This is a genomic window from Lysobacter soli, assembly GCF_003382285.1.
Taxonomy (GTDB): domain Bacteria; phylum Pseudomonadota; class Gammaproteobacteria; order Xanthomonadales; family Xanthomonadaceae; genus Lysobacter_J; species Lysobacter_J soli.
Genome location: NZ_QTJR01000005.1, coordinates 55,881 through 70,980, shown reverse-complemented (window position 1 = coordinate 70,980; position 15,100 = coordinate 55,881). Strand labels below are relative to the sequence as shown.

At 68.5% G+C, this 15,100-nt stretch carries 11 protein-coding genes; 9 read left to right on the top strand and 2 right to left on the bottom strand.

Annotated elements, in window-relative coordinates:
• Positions 1-158: 158 nt before the first annotated feature.
• Positions 159-1,595 carry a basic amino acid/polyamine antiporter gene (locus tag DX912_RS08935; RefSeq protein WP_115842159.1) on the bottom strand — a complete coding sequence of 479 codons (1,437 nt, stop codon included), beginning with the start codon at positions 1,593-1,595 and terminating at the stop codon, positions 159-161.
• Positions 1,596-1,861: 266 nt separating this feature from the next.
• On the opposite strand from DX912_RS08935, the gene DX912_RS08930 reads away from it, so the two are divergent.
• Together DX912_RS08930 and DX912_RS08925 are read left to right on the top strand one after the other, a co-directional pair.
• A complete protein-coding gene (locus DX912_RS08930; RefSeq protein WP_115842158.1) occupies positions 1,862-2,875 on the top strand; it encodes an aldo/keto reductase in 1,014 nt (337 codons plus the stop codon).
• An 88-nt stretch (positions 2,876-2,963) separates the two neighbouring features.
• Positions 2,964-4,955 carry a ferritin-like domain-containing protein gene (locus tag DX912_RS08925; RefSeq protein WP_115842157.1) on the top strand — a complete coding sequence of 664 codons (1,992 nt, stop codon included), beginning with the start codon at positions 2,964-2,966 and terminating at the stop codon, positions 4,953-4,955.
• Positions 4,956-4,983: 28 nt separating this feature from the next.
• Here the strand turns inward: DX912_RS08925 and DX912_RS08920 are convergent, their stop codons facing one another.
• Positions 4,984-5,505 carry an Ohr family peroxiredoxin gene (locus DX912_RS08920; RefSeq protein ID WP_115842156.1) on the bottom strand — a complete coding sequence of 174 codons (522 nt, stop codon included), beginning with the start codon at positions 5,503-5,505 and terminating at the stop codon, positions 4,984-4,986.
• A gap of 367 nt (positions 5,506-5,872) precedes the next feature.
• On the opposite strand from DX912_RS08920, the gene DX912_RS08915 reads away from it, so the two are divergent.
• The 7 genes from DX912_RS08915 (at position 5,873) to DX912_RS08885 (ending at position 15,099) form a co-directional block, all read left to right on the top strand.
• Positions 5,873-6,808, top strand: coding sequence for a 2-hydroxyacid dehydrogenase (locus DX912_RS08915; protein WP_115842155.1), 936 nt, complete (start codon positions 5,873-5,875; stop codon positions 6,806-6,808).
• 138 nt (positions 6,809-6,946) lie between these two features.
• Positions 6,947-7,660 (top strand): TorF family putative porin, encoded by a 714-nt coding sequence (locus tag DX912_RS08910; RefSeq protein ID WP_115842154.1) that lies wholly within the window; start codon positions 6,947-6,949, stop codon positions 7,658-7,660.
• Between the two features lie 13 nt (positions 7,661-7,673).
• The gene (locus tag DX912_RS08905) at positions 7,674-7,766 is read left to right on the top strand and encodes a potassium-transporting ATPase subunit F (RefSeq protein WP_115842153.1); all 93 of its coding nucleotides are present in this window, start codon (positions 7,674-7,676) and stop codon (positions 7,764-7,766) included.
• A gap of 143 nt (positions 7,767-7,909) precedes the next feature.
• The gene (gene kdpA, locus DX912_RS08900) at positions 7,910-9,613 is read left to right on the top strand and encodes a potassium-transporting ATPase subunit KdpA (RefSeq protein WP_115842152.1); all 1,704 of its coding nucleotides are present in this window, start codon (positions 7,910-7,912) and stop codon (positions 9,611-9,613) included.
• Between the two features lie 18 nt (positions 9,614-9,631).
• Complete coding sequence (gene kdpB, locus DX912_RS08895) at positions 9,632-11,692, top strand: potassium-transporting ATPase subunit KdpB (RefSeq protein WP_115842348.1); 2,061 nt, start codon at positions 9,632-9,634, stop codon at positions 11,690-11,692.
• A 127-nt stretch (positions 11,693-11,819) separates the two neighbouring features.
• Entirely contained in the window at positions 11,820-12,428 is a 609-nt protein-coding gene (gene kdpC / locus DX912_RS08890) for a potassium-transporting ATPase subunit KdpC (RefSeq protein WP_115842151.1), read from the top strand.
• A 25-nt stretch (positions 12,429-12,453) separates the two neighbouring features.
• Positions 12,454-15,099 carry a sensor histidine kinase gene (locus DX912_RS08885; RefSeq protein WP_115842150.1) on the top strand — a complete coding sequence of 882 codons (2,646 nt, stop codon included), beginning with the start codon at positions 12,454-12,456 and terminating at the stop codon, positions 15,097-15,099.
• The last annotated feature ends 1 nt before the right edge of the window (position 15,100 follow it).

Sequence of the window (15,100 nt, the reverse complement as noted above, 5' to 3'; positions counted from 1 at the left end):
CGTCGGCGAACCATGCTTCAGGTTGCGTAACGTGTTTGTGAAGGCGGTGCGAGCAAATCCGCCTGTTTAACGGGCTGTGTCCGCTGATTTGTCACACATCGATCACGCAGCCTTCGCGTGTCGTTTCCGCGAGCGGTGCTAACGCCACTCGCGGCGACTCAGATGACGAGGCGGCCCGTCGCCAACGAGAAGAGCGCAACGACGGCGGCGAGCGCCAGGATCGCGAAAAGCACCGCCTCGCCTCGCCGGAACACCGATGCGTGCCGCTGTTCGCGCCGCGAAATCACGAACAGGATCGTGCCCGGCGCATAGAGCAGCGCCGAGAGCAACAGGTATTTCGTACCGCCGAAGACGAGCATGGATGCCGCGTACAGCGTCGCGATCGCGCCGAACACCAGTGCCGAGCGGCGTCGCGATTCCTCTTCGGGCGTGTATGCCTCCCCGCGCCACGCGAGTTTGAAGCCGTAGGCCGCGACCAGCAGGTACGGCACCAGCGTCATCGCGCTGGTCATCTTCAGCGCCAGGATGAAGGCGTACTCGGCGAACCACGTCACCAGCAGGAACAGTTGGATGAGACCGTTGGTGAGCCACAACGCGGCGGCCGGTACGCCGCGCGCGTTCTCGCGTGCCAGCACCGACGGCATCGTGTTGTCGCGAGCCGCCGAATGCAGGACTTCCGCTGCGAGCAACGACCATGACAGGTAGTTCCCGAGCACCGAGATCAGCAGGCCGATGCTGACGAACACCTTGCCCCACGGCCCGACGACCGCTTCCATCACGCCCGCCATCGACGGTGTCGCCAGCGCCGCGAGCTCCGGCCGCAACAGCACGCCGTAGGAGAACATCGTCACCATCACCAGCAGGCACAGCACGCCGAGGAAGCCGAGCACGGTCGCGAGTCCCACATCCTCGCGCCGCCTCGCATAACGCGAATACACGCTGGCGCCTTCGATCCCGACGAAGACGAACACCGTCACCAGCATCGTCGCACGCACCTGCCCGGCGACGCTGGACAGGCTCGCAGGCTCCCCGCCCCACAGGTTCGCCGCGAACACGTCGCGCTTCATTCCGACGGCGGCGACGAAGAGGAACGTCGCAATGGGGACGAGCTTCGCGATGGTGGCGATGGTGTTGATCGCCGCGGCTTCGCGGATGCCGCGCAGGATCAGGAAATGCACGCCCCACAGCAGCAGCGATGCGGAGAGGATCGCGAGCGCCGTGGTGCCATCGCCGAAGGCAGGCACGAATTGCCCGATCGTCGCCTTGATCAGCACCAGGCAGGCCACGTCCGCCAGGCAGCAGCCGATCCAGTAACCCGCCGCCGAGACGAAGCCCGCGTAATCGCCGAAGCCGGCCTTCGCGTAGGCATAGATGCCCGAATCCAGGTCCGGGCGGCGCATCGACAGGTTCTGGAAGACCAGCGCCAGCATCAACATGCCGGTGCCGGCGATGAGCCACGCGATCATCGCGCCGACGCCGCCGGTCGTGCGCGCGAAGGCCGCCGGCAACGCGAAGATGCCCGAGCCGATCATCGAGCCGACCACGAGCGAGATCAGCGCGACGAACGAAAGCGTCTGTTTCTGCGGGGCGCTCATGGCTGCGGCCCACTGCGCGCATTGGCGACGCCGGATGCGGACGGTCGCGATCTCGTCGGATCAGTCGTCATGACACAACCCGTGGAGCGTCGATGGGACGCAACGGGCGACGATGGGCCCGTCCGCGTCACGGAGGGATGAAATCGCACCGCCCATGCGGGGCCGTGCCCTCACCCGTCTGGGTGGCTAGGCGCCTGGCCGCGGTCGTTCCCGCACCACGCCCGCCGCGCTACCCTCATCGCTCCCACCCACTTCCGGAGCGCGCCATGGCACTGAAGGACATTCTTCCCGGCAAGCTCGGATTCGGCACGGCGCCGCTGGGCAACATGTTCCGCGACATCCCGGAGGAGGAAGCACGGGCGACCGTCGAGGCGGCATGGGCCGACGGCATCCGCTACTTCGATACGGCGCCCTTCTATGGCGCAGGCCTGGCGGAGATCCGCCTCGGCGAAGCGCTGGGCGATCGGCCGCGCAAGGAGTACGTGGTCAGCACCAAAGTCGGACGGCTGATCCTGGACGAGGTCGAAGACGTCAGCGCCCGCGACCTGGGCGAGAAAGGCGACGTGTTCAAGTACGGCCGCCCAAACCGGATCGTCAACGACTATTCGGAAGACGCGACGCTCCGCTCCATCGAAGGCAGCCTGGAGCGGCTGAAGACGGATCGCGTCGAAGTCGTGTGGGTCCACGACGTGGCGCAGGATTTCTACGGCGACGAATGGCTCGGCGTGTTCGAGAGCGCGCGCAAGGGCGCGTTCAAGGCGCTGGATCGCCTGCGCGACGAAGGCGTCATCAAGGCGTGGGGCCTCGGCGTCAACCGGGTGGAACCGATCGAGTTGCTGCTCGATCTGGACACGCCGCGGCCCGATGGTTTCCTGCTTGCGGGCCGCTACACGCTGCTCGATCACTCGCGGGCGCTGCAGCGCGTGATGCCGCGCGTCGCCGAGCGCGGGCTCGGCATCGTCGTCGGCGGTCCGTACAGTTCCGGCGCGCTGGTCGGTGGTCCGAACTTCGAATACGCGCCCGCGACGCCCGCCATCCTGGAGAAGGTGGCGAGGATCAAGTCCATCGCCGACCAGCACGGCGTCAGCATGAAGGCGGCGGGATTGCAGTTCGCGCTCGCGAATCCCGCCGTCGTCGCCGTGATTCCCGGCGCGAGCAAACCGGGGCGCGTGGAAGAGGATCGCGCCGCGCTTCAGGAAACCGTGCCGAAGGCGTTCTGGCGTGAACTGCGCGAGGCGCGGCTGGTCGATCCCGCGGCGCCGCTTCCGTTCGGGGTCTGACGCGCGCCCGCCTGCGTCATCCGCGCTAGACTCGAACCTGCACGGGCGGCCGTGATCGCCTGCGATTCAGTGGCGGGGAGGATCGAGCTTGGAACAGCAGATCGCCGTACCGACGTCCCGCGAACAACTGTGGGCCCTGCTCGCCGAAGCGGCCGAGATCGAGCACCACCTGATGTGCTGCTACCTCTACGCAGCCTTCAGCCTCAAGGAAAGCGTCGACGAAGACCTCTCGGCCGCCGAACTCGACGCCGTCGAACGCTGGCGCCGCGAGATCCTCTCCGTTTCCGTCGAGGAAATGGGCCATCTCGCCATCGTCTGCAACATCCTGTCGGCGCTCGGCGCACCGGCGCACCTGGTCCACCAGAACTTCCCGATACCGCCCGGCTATCACCCCGCCGGCGTGGTCGTGAAGCTCGCGCCATTCAACCGGCAGACGCTGGCGCATTTCGTGTTCCTGGAACGGCCCGACGATGCGGACGTGCAGGACGGTGAGGGCTTCGAGCCGCCGCAGCGCTATTCACGCGCATTGGGCATGGATCGCCTGATGACCGCGTGCACCGATTACGACACCGTGGGCGAGCTGTATCGCTCGATCTCGGCCGGCCTGCGCGGGCTGAGCGATGCGATGGGCGAGCGGCGCCTGTTCGTGGGCAATCCCGAGCACCAGCTCAATGCCGACACCGCGCGGCTGCCGGGCCTGAAGACCGTGCGCTGCCTGAAAACCGCGCTGGAAGCGATCGACGCGATCGTGCGCCAGGGCGAAGGTGCCGACGCGGGGAGCGAGGACTCGCATTACCAGCGCTTCCTGCGCATCGGTCGCGAATTCGATGCGTTGCTGGCGGCGCGGCCCACTTTCCGCCCGGCGCGGATGAACGCCCACAACCCGGTGATGCGCCCGCCGCCGACACCCGAAGGCCGGCTCTGGGTCAGCGAGGAACCCGCTGCCGCGCTGCTGGACCTCGGCAACGCGCTGTACAACCACTGTCTGCGTTGTGTGTCGCTGGCCTATGGCGACGTCGGCCGCGACGCGCAGGTCGCGCTCGTATCGGCCGGCGTCGACCTGATGCACCTGCTGACGCCGGTGGCGACACGGCTCGGCGTGCTTCCCGCGAATCCGAGCCTGCCCGAAGCCACGGCTGGCCTGAGCTTCGCCACCATCCGCTCTTCCGCGGCCTTGATGGGCGAAGCGGGAAGCGTCGACATCCTGGTCGAGAGGCTGCGCGAGATCGGCGACCGCTGCGCGCTCCTCGCGCAGCGCTTCCCCGGCGAAGCGGCGCTGCTCGACGCCACGCGGGCCGGCACCGAGCGTCTCGCCAACCGGCTCACGGCGCAGGCCGATCGATGCCGGCGCGAGGAAGCGGCGATGTTCGCCACCGGCGTGGCCAGCCAGCCCGATCCCGTGCCCGCACCCGTTCTCGACGAAGCGCCGCAACCGCAAGCGCTCGACGACGGCGCCGAACTCATCCCGGGCGCCGATCTCGACATCGTCTACAACGGCACACGCTGCATCCACGCGCGGCATTGCGTGCTCGGCCTGCCTGGCGTGTTCCGCGCGAATACGCCGGGCGCGTGGATCCATCCCGACGCGGCGACGACCGAAGCGCTGGTCACCGTCGCGCACATGTGCCCGTCGGGCGCCATCGCCTATCGCCGGCATGATGGTGGCGACGAGGAGGCCGCGCCCGCGGTCAACCTGATCCAGCTTCGCGAGAACGGCCCGCTCGGCGTGCGCGCGCGCATCGTGCTCGACGGCGTCCCCATCGGCATGCGCGCGGTGCTGTGCCGTTGCGGCGCCTCGAAGCACAAACCCTTCTGCGACGGTAGCCACAACGACATCCACTTCGAGGCGACGGGCGAACCGGCGAGCGTGGAATCGCAGCCGCTGCCGGTCCGCGACGGTGAGTTGAACATCGATCCGGAAGTCAACGGGCCGCTCGTGGTGAGCGGAAACGTCGAGATCTGCTGCGGCACCGGCCGCACGATCAACCGCGTCACCTCCGCGCGGCTGTGCCGCTGCGGCGGCTCGTCGAACAAGCCGTTCTGCGACAACACGCATCGGCGGAACGGATTCCGGAGCTGAGGTTGCGGGACGAAACGAACGTCCGATTTCAATCGTCGCCGGGCAATGGCGAGGACTCCGGCGCAAGCGCGACGACGTGCTCGATGCCCTGCCGGAACATCTTCGCGTAGGGGCAGATGCGCTCGGTATTGCGGATGAGTTCCGCCGCGAACCCCCGATCGATGCCGGGCAGATGCACGTCGATTCGCGCTGAAAGCAGGAACAGGCCATCGACGGGATCGCGCGAGAAGTTCACCGCGACGTCGAGCCGTGCATCGACCAGCTTCACGCCTGCCCGCATCGCGAGCAGCGTCATCGCGCCGTGGAAGCACGATGCGTACGCCGCGGCGAGCAGTTGTTCGGGATTGGTGCCGCCGCCCTCGCCGCCCAATGTGCCGGGAAGACGCAGGTCGACCTCCAGTGCGCCGTCATCGGATCGCACCACGCCTGAGGCGCGACCGTGTCCGGCTTCGCCACCCGTCACGCTGACGCGCCCGGTGTACAGCGTCTGCTCGTCGCGTCCGTAATAGCGGTCTAGCCACTCCGGCGACGGCGGTTTCAACGATGACATGCGCGCCTCCGAAAGTGCTTCCTGTCCGCCGTCTCGCCGTGTCGCTGATCGGTTTCCGCGGAGACGCCGCGCCGACATGGGTTCGTCCCGTGCACGAACGGATGGAAAGTGCACGCCCCGTTACAGCATCCTCGACAAGCTGACATCCGTCATCTCCGTCACGGCGGACAGGAAGCATTCGACGCAGTCAATCGCGCACCGCACGAGGTGTCGATCGCCGTCATCGACCACGCAGCGCCGACTCCTCGTTGCGGCACGATAGGCCCGCCCCTCCTGGCCGGGTAGGCATGTCGACGGATACCTCGCGTTGCCCGGGCGGCAACAATGCGCGGGGCTTATCATCCTCCGGCCCCCATCGAACCGCGCCATGACGACACACGACAGACCCCACGTCCTGATCTGCACCGCCAAGGACCAGGACGACTGGCGCAGCGCGCTGGCGCAGTGCCTGCCGGACGCAACGCTGCATGTCGGCATCGACGCGCCACCGTGCGATTACGCCGTCGTCTGGAAGCCGCCGTACGCGCTGTTCGAACGCCAGACGAAACTGAAGGCCATCTTCTCGCTGGGCGCGGGCGTGAACGCGCTGGTGGCGATGCCGTTCCTGCCGCGCGACGTTCCGCTCGTCCGCATGGAAGACGGCGGCATGGCAGAACAGCTGGTCGAGTACGCGCTGTACGTGGCGCTGCGACGGCTTCGCCGGTTCGCCGCGTACGAACGCGACCAGCGGGCGCAGCGATGGTCGCCACGTCCGGCGCGTGCCCGCCACGAACTCCGCGTCGGCGTGCTCGGCCTGGGCGCGCTCGGCGAGAAGGTCGCACGAGCGCTCGCCGATTTCGGATTCACCGTCACGGGCTGGAGCCGGACGCCAAAGGACATCGCGGGCATCGCGACCGGACACGGTTCCGACGGACTCGACCGTGTGCTCGCGCGCAGCGCGCTCGCGGTGATCCTGCTGCCGCTGACCGACGCGACGCGCGGCATTCTCGACACCGAACGCCTGCGGATGCTGCCCGCGGGTGCGTCCATCGCGAACCTCTCGCGCGGCGAAGTCCTCGACGACGTGGCGCTGCTCGCACTGCTCGACGCGAACCACATCGACGAGGCGCACCTGGACGTGTTCGCGCAGGAACCGCTGCCTGTCGACCATCCGTACTGGCGGCATCCTCGCGTGCACATGACGCCGCACATCGCGGCGTTGACCGATCCGCTCGTCGCGGCGCGCGAGGTCGCCGACAAGATCCGACGCCTGGAAGCCGGCCTGTCCATCACCGGCGTCGTGGATTTCGAACGGCAGTACTGAGTTGTGTAGCGCCCCGAAGCCTCGGGCGCATTGTTTACGAAGAAGTTACGCGCGCGTCCAGCCCGGGAATGGAGGCTTTACGCAGCGCGGATCGAGACTTTCGCCGTGGCCACGATGGCCTCGCGAACGTAGCGAACCATGACTTTCCAACCGATCTTCCTCCGCGCAGCGGCCGTCGGCGTCTGCGCCGTCCTCGCGGGTTTCAGTAACGCTCGCGCGGCGACCTTGAGCGGGAACGCCGCGCTCACCAGCGATTACGTCTGGCGCGGCACCACGCAGACGCAGGGCGACCCCGCCGTGCAGGCCGGCTTCAAGTTGGCCGGCGACAACGGCTGGTACGCCTCGGCATGGGGCTCCAACGTCGAGTTCGCACCGGAATTCCACGCCAGCAGCGAACTGGATTTCACCGCGGGCTGGAGCGGCGCGCTCAGCGACACGCTCGCCCTCGACATCAACGCCCTGCACTATCGCTATCCGTCGACGGCCACCGACCTCAACTGGACGGAACTCAACGGCACGCTGACGGTCGACGCGCGCTACTGGCTGTCGCTGGGCTACTCGCCCGAAGCACTGGGCAGCGATGACGCCGGCACATACGCGCAGCTCGGCGCACGCTTCCCGGTCAACAATGCCTTCCGCGTCGAGGCGGCGGCGGGCTACTACTTCCTCGACGATGTCTACGACGAGCGCTACGCGCACGGGCAGCTCAGCGCGATCTGGACCGTCAACGCCGCCTCGCAACCGGTCGAACTGCGCGTCACCGCGCATGGCACCGATTCGGGCGCGAAGCGGATATTCGGCGACAACGCTGCCGGCAGCCGCATCGAGGCCGCCGTGCAGGCGTCCTTCTGACAGGAGCACGCACATGCCCGCCTGGCTCGCCTTCGTCTGCGGCATCGCGGTGGTTCTCGCTTCCGCGTACCTACTCTACGTGATCCTTCGCCCCGAAGACTTCTGACCTCTCCTCCCCCTGCATGCAGGGGGAGGTTGGGAGGGGGTCGTGAGGCGCGCATGCGCCGAACTCGCCGCCACGCGGCTCGCGACCCCTCCCCAACCCTCCCCTGCATTGCAGGGGAGGGAGTTACCAACGCGGGAACGCCCATGACCGAAATCCTCCTTCTCTTCCTGCTCGCCGTCGGCCTCGGTTGGCCGCTCGGCCTTTACCTCGCGCGCGTGATGCGCGGCGGACCCGCACCGCTGGACGCGGTCTTCCTTCCCGTCGAACGTGCGCTGTATCGCGTGCTGGGCACCGACGCCTCGCGCGGCATGAGCTGGCGCGGTTACGCAAAAGCATTCGCGCTAAGCAACCTCGTCGTCGGCGTTTTCGTCTGGGTGCAGTTCATGACGCAGGCGTGGCTGCCGCTCAATCGCGACGGCATTCCCAACCTGCGCTGGGACACCGCGCTGCACACGATGGTGTCGTTCCTCACCAACACCAACCAGCAGCATTACTCGGGCCAGGCGCAGCTCAGCTATCTCTCGCAGATGGCCGGCATTGTCGGTCTGCAGGTGGTGACGCCGATGATGGGGTTGGCGGTGGCGGTGGCCACGTTGAGGGGATTGTTCGCATCGCGCGCCGAACCGCAGTCGTCCGGCATCAAGAACGATGCAGACCGCGACCTCGGCAACTACTGGGCCGACGTCACGCGCGCCACGGTGCGTTTCATGCTCCCGCTATGCCTGCTGTGGTCGGCGCTGCTGACGTGGCAAGGCGTGCCGGCGACGCTCGAAGGCGGTCCCACGATCGCGCCGATCGATGCAAGCGCGGAACTGAAGGAACAGAAGATCCCCCTCGGCCCCGTCTCGCCGATGGTCGCGGCCAAGCAGCTCGGTTCAAACGGCGGCGGCTGGTACGGGCCGAACAGCGCCGTCGCGCTGGAAAATCCGACGCCGCTGTCGAACCTGATCGAAATGCTCGGCATCGTGCTGATCCCGATCGCGATCACCTTCATGGTCGGCCCGCTGGTCGGACGCCGCCGCCTCACTGCGTTGGTCTTCGGCACGATGCTGCTGATGTCCGCCGCATCGACGGGTTTGTCGATGTGGTCCGAGGCGCATTCGGCCACGGCAGGCGATGCCGCCGTCATGGAAGGCAAGGAAGTGCGCCTCGGCGTGTCGTCGTCGGCGTTGTGGTCGGCAATGACCACGCAGGTGAACAACGGCTCGGTCAACGCGATGCACGACTCCATGGCACCACTGACCGGGGGCGTGGCGATGGTCAACATGCTGGTGAATGCGATCTGGGGTGGCGTCGGCTGCGGGTTGCAGCAGTTCATCGTGTACCTGCTGCTCAGCGTATTCCTCGCCGGCCTCATGACAGGGCGCACGCCGGAGTTGTTCGGCCGCAAGATCGAAGCGCCGGAGGTGCGTCTGCTCGCGCTGCTGATCCTGCTGCAGCCGCTCGTCGTGCTGGGCTTCACCGCGGTCACCCTCGCCTTCCCGTCGATCACCGGCAATTCGAACCCGTCCTTCCACGGCATCAGCCAGGTGTTCTACGAGTACACCTCGGCGTTCGCCAACAACGGTTCGGGTTTCGAGGGACTGGGCGATGCGACCTATTGGTGGAACCTGAGCTGCGCGCTGGTGCTCGCACTCGGCCGCTTCCCCGCGTTGATCGTCCCGCTCGCCATCGCCGGCCTGCTGGCGCGCAAGCGCGTCGCCCCGGAAGGCCGCGGCACGCTGCACGTGGAAACGCCGACCTTCGCGCTGACGCTCGTCGCGGTGGTGGTGATCCTCACGATCCTGCAATTCACGCCCGCGCTGGTGCTCGGCCCGATCGCCGACCACCTGACGCTAGTGCGGTAATTCACTCGGAACATGACGATGAACGACATCACCCAACCCCTGCCCGCCACGCGCCGCAACCCGGCGATGTTCGACGGTGCCTCGATACGCGCCGCGCTGCTAGATGCATTCCGCAAACTGGCGCCGCGACAGGCGCTGAAGAGTCCGATCATCGCGATCGTCCTCCTCGGCACGCTGCTGTCGGCGCTGATCACGATCGCGACGCCGGGCAATCCTGCATTCGGCATCGCCGTCACGCTGATCCTGTTCGTGACGGTGTTGTTCGCGAACTTCGCCGAGGCCATCGCCGAAGCGCGCGGCCGCGGCCAGGCGGCCTCGCTGCGCGCGGCGAGGCGCGATCTCGTTGCACGTCGGCTCAACGGCCGCACCCGCGCCGGCGGCGAAGTGCGCGTGGCGGCCGCGGCGCTCAAGCCGGGCGATTACGTGATCGTCTCGGCCGGCGAGTTCGTGCCGGCCGACGGCGAGATCGTCGAAGGCGTCGCCACGATCAACGAAGCCGCCGTCACCGGCGAATCCGCGCCGGTGCTCCGCGAGGCCGGCACCGACCGCTCCGGCGTCATCGGCGGCACGAAGGTGCTGTCGGACGAGATCCTCGTGCAGGTGAGCGCGGAAGCCGGGCACAGCTTCCTCGATCGCATGATCGCGCTGGTCGAAGGCGCCAACCGCCAGAAGACGCCCAACGAGATCGCACTCACGATGTTGCTGGCCGCGATGACGCTGACCTTCCTCATCGTGGTCGCGACGTTGCCGGCGCTGGCGGGCTTCGTCGGCGCGACGCTCGATCCGCTGCTGCTCATCGCGCTGCTGGTGTGCCTGATTCCGACCACCATCGGCGGCCTGCTGCCCGCCATCGGCATCGCCGGCATGAACCGCGCGCTGGCGGCGAACGTCCTGGCGAAATCCGGCAAGGCGGTCGAAGTGGCCGGCGACGTCGACGTGCTGCTGCTCGACAAGACCGGCACGATCACCTACGGCGACCGGCAGGCGACCGCGTTCCACCCCGTCGCCGGCGTGGATGCCGAACAGCTGCGCGATGCCGCGATGCTGTCCTCGCTTGCGGACCCGACGCCGGAAGGCAAGTCGATCGTGAAGCTCGCGCGCGAACAGGGCACGGCGCTGCAGGATCCCGCGAACGCGCGCTTCGTCGCGTTCACCGCGCAGACGCGCATGTCCGGCGTGGACCTGCCGGGCGCGAACGACACGCGCGTGATCCGCAAGGGCGCGGGCGACGCCATCGAACGCCATGTCGCGGCAATGGGCGGCATCGTCCCCGCCGAGCTTCGCGGCCGCATCGAACAGGTCGCGCGCGGCGGCGCCACGCCGCTGGTGGTGAGCGAAGGCCGGCACGTGCTCGGCGTGATCGAACTCGGCGACGTGGTGAAGCACGGCGTGAAGGAGCGCTTCGCCCGGCTGCGCGCGATGGGCATCCGCACGGTGATGATCACCGGCGACAACCCGCTCACCGCGGCGGCGATCGCGGCCGAAGCCGGCGTCGACGACTACATCGCCGAAGCGCGGCCGGAGGACAAGCTCGCCCGCATCCGCGCCGAACAGGCCGGTGGCCGGCTCATCGCGATGGTCGGCGACGGCACCAACGACGCGCCCGCACTCGCGCAGGCCGATGTCGGCCTTGCGATGAACTCCGGCACGCAGGCGGCCAAGGAAGCCGGCAACATGGTCGATCTCGACAGCGACCCGGCCAAGCTGCTCGCGGTGGTCGAAGTCGGCAAGCAGCAGCTGATCACGCGCGGCGCGCTGACGACGTTCTCGCTCGCCAACGATGTGTCGAAGTATTTCGCGATCCTGCCCGCGCTGTTCGCCACGGCCATTCCGCAGATGGCCGCGCTGAACGTCATGGCGTTGTCGAGCCCGCGCAACGCCGTGCTTGCCGCATTGATCTTCAACGCGATGGTGATACCCGCGCTGATTCCGCTTGCGCTGAAGGGCGTGCGCTTCAAACCCGCGAGCGCCGTCGTGCTGCTGCGCCGGAACATGCTGGTGTACGGCGTCGGCGGCGTGCTGCTGCCGTTCGCCGGCATCAAGGTGATCGACATGGCGCTGGTCGCGCTGGGTTTCTGACGCACATCACGCTAGACAGCCCCTCTCCCGCGCGCGGGAGAGGGGTTGGGGTGAGGGCCGGAGAAGCCACCGGGCCCGCATTCGCCATCTTCCTGAAGGACACGAAATGAACGTCCCCGCTATCCAAATGCCGATCACTGCCAAGACACGCGCACCACAGCACACGCTGGACGACCGCACCGCCCTGCGCCCCAGCCTCGCCTTCGCCGCCGTCACCCTGCTCGGCTTCGGCTTCCTCTACTCGCTCGCCGGCACCGGCATCGGGCGCGTGCTGTTCCCTTACCAGGCGGCCGGCAGCCTCGTCGTGGTCGACGGCACGCCGCGCGGCTCCGCCCTGGTCGCCCAGCCCTTCGTCGATGCGCGCTACTTCCAGCCGCGCCCGTCGGCCGGCAACTACGACCCGATGGCCGCCGCCGGCGGCAACCTCGCGCGCAGCAATCCCGACCTCCGCGAGCGCATGGCGACGCTGCGTCAGCAGGTCGCGCAGCGCGACGGCATCTCGCCCGATGAGGTTCCCGCCGAACTGGTGACGATGTCCGGCAGCGGCATGGACCCGCATCTGTCGCCGCAGGGCGCTCGGGTGCAGATCGCGCGGGTGGCAAAGGCGCGCGGGTTGAACGAAGCCGACGTCGCCGCGCTGGTCGCCGAACATACCGAGCCGGCGACATTCGGCGCCCTTGGCGAGCCGCGCGTCAATGTGCTCGAACTGAACCTCGCGTTCGACGCGAAACGCTGACGCCCGCTTCGGCCACAATAGCCACATGACCGATTCCAGCCGCGAGCGGCAGGCCGACGCCCTGGTCGGCGAATTGCAACGACAGGGCGCCGGGCGGCTGACGATCTTCCTCGGCGCCGCGCCCGGCGTCGGCAAGACCTACACGATGCTGGCGCGCGTGCGCGAACTGGTGCGCACCGGCACCGATGCTGCGATCGGCGTCGTCGAGACGCACGGCCGCAGCGAGACCGCGGCGCTGCTCGACGGCCTCGACGTCATCGCGCGTCGGCGCATCGACTACGCGCCTCCCGGCGGTGCGAGCCGCACGCTGGAGGAGTTCGACCTCGACGCCCTGCTCGCCCGCAAGCCCGCGCTGGCGGTGATCGACGAGCTCGCCCACCGCAACGTGCCGGGCAGCCGGCACGAACGCCGCTGGCAGGACGTGATCGAACTGCTCGACGCCGGCATCGACGTCTACACGACGATCAACATCCAGCATCTGGAAAGTCTCAACGACGTCGTGCACCGCATCACCGGCGTGCGCGTGAGCGAGACCGTGCCCGACGCCGTGTTCGACCGGCTGCGCGACATCGTGCTGGTCGACCTGCCGCCGCGCGAGCTCATCGAGCGCCTGCACCAGGGCAAGGTCTACGTGCCCGAACAGGCCGCGCATGCGCTGCAGGCGTTCTTTTCGCCGAGCAACCTCACGGCGCTGCGCGAACTGGCGATGCAGACGGCGGCCGACCGTGTCGACAGCGACCTCCGCGAAGCGCAGGCGGCACGCGGCCTGCCCGGCGTGCCGGTGCGGCGCGGCGTGATGGTGGCGATCGACGGACGTGGCGCGTCGGAGTACCTCGTGCGCGTGGCGAGACGCCTCGCCGAACGCCGCGATGCGCCGTGGACCGTGGTGACCGTGCAGTCGAGCGATGCGCCCGACGACGCACGCCAGCGCGAACTCGACAATTCGTTCGCCCTGGCCCGGCGCCTCGGCGGCGACGCACTCGTGCTGCACGGAAACAACATCGTCGATGCGCTGCTCGATCACGCGTCGCGTTCCGGCGCCAGCGCCATCGTGCTCGGCCGCACGCGCGAACGCCCCCTGGCACGCATGTTCAACCGCACGCTGACGCAGCAGCTGATCCAGCGCGGCGCGCATTACGAACTGACCATCGTGAGCACGCCCGAAGCCCGTGCACGCGCGCGACGGTCGTGGCGCGACACGGGCAGCCTGTTGAGCCGCAGCGACGCAGCGCTTGCCTTCGCCGCCGCCGCGGGCGCGACGGCGCTGGCATGGATCGCCGAACGCTGGATCGAACTGGACGACCTGTCGCTGATCTTCATCGTTGCCGTCGTGTTGGTCGCGGCGCGAACGCGCATGACGGCGGCGGTGATCGCCGCGGTGTCGTGCTTCTTCGCGTACAACTTCTTCTTCATCGAACCGCGCTTCACGCTGATGATCGGCGCGCGGCAGGGCGCGATCACGGTCGTGCTGTTCCTGGTCGCGGCGCTGGTCGCCGGGCGGCTCGCGTCGAAGCTGCGGATGCAGGTGCTCGCGCTGCGCGCGGCCAACGCGCACGCGACCGCGTTGCAGACGCTGGGACGGCAGCTGTCGACCGCCGGCGATGTCGGCGAGGTGCTTCATGCCGGTCGCGATGCGCTGCGTCGCGCGCTCGATGCCGACGTCATGCTGCAGGCCGGCGGCCAATCGCTCCACGCCGAAGCGCTGGACGAAAAGGATCGCGCCGCCGCCGACTGGGCGATGCGCCATCGCCAGCCGTCCGGCCGCTACACCGACACGCTTGCCGGATCGGGCTGGTGGTTCCTGCCGCTGGTGCTGGGCGAACGCGAGACCGGCGTGGTCGGGCTGCGATTGTCCGACGGCGCGGTGCGCATCGGCTCGGAACAGCGACGGCTCGCCGAGGCGATGACCGAGGACATCGCGCAGGCGCTCGCCCGCGCGCGGCTCGTCGCGGATCTGGAAGACGCGCGCGTCGGCAACGAAACCGAACGCCTGCGGTCGGCACTGCTGTCGTCGGTCTCGCACGACCTGCGCTCGCCGCTGGCCTCGATCATCGGCGCGGCGAGCAGCCTGGAGCACTACGGCCAGTCGATGGACGAACCCGACCGCCGCAGCCTGTTGGACACCATCCGCATCGAAGGGGAACGCCTCGACCGTTACATCCAGAACCTGCTCGACATGACGCGGCTGGGCCACGGCGGCCTGACGCTCAACCGCGACTGGATCGGCGTGGACGAGCTGGTCGGCTCGGCGGTCACGCGCCTGCAGCGCTACGAGCCGGACGCGCGTTTCGAGGTATCGATCGCGCCCGGACTCGCGCCGATCTGGGTGCATCCGGCGCTGGTCGAACAGGCGCTGTTCAACGTGCTGGAGAACGCGGCGAAGTTCTCGCCGGCTGGCGATGCCGTAACAGTGGAGGCGCGCATGGTCGACAACGCCCTGCGCATCGACGTGCGCGATCGCGGCCCGGGCATCCCGGAGGACGAACGCCGCCGCATCTTCGACATGTTCTACAGCGTCGAGCGTGGCGACCGCGGGCGGCAAGGCACCGGCCTGGGATTGGCGATCACGCAGGGCATGATCGGCGCGCACGGCGGCAGCGTCGAAGCGCTGCCGGGTGCGGATGGTCGCGGCACCACCATCCGGATTACCCTGCCCCGCGTGGAGCCCTGAG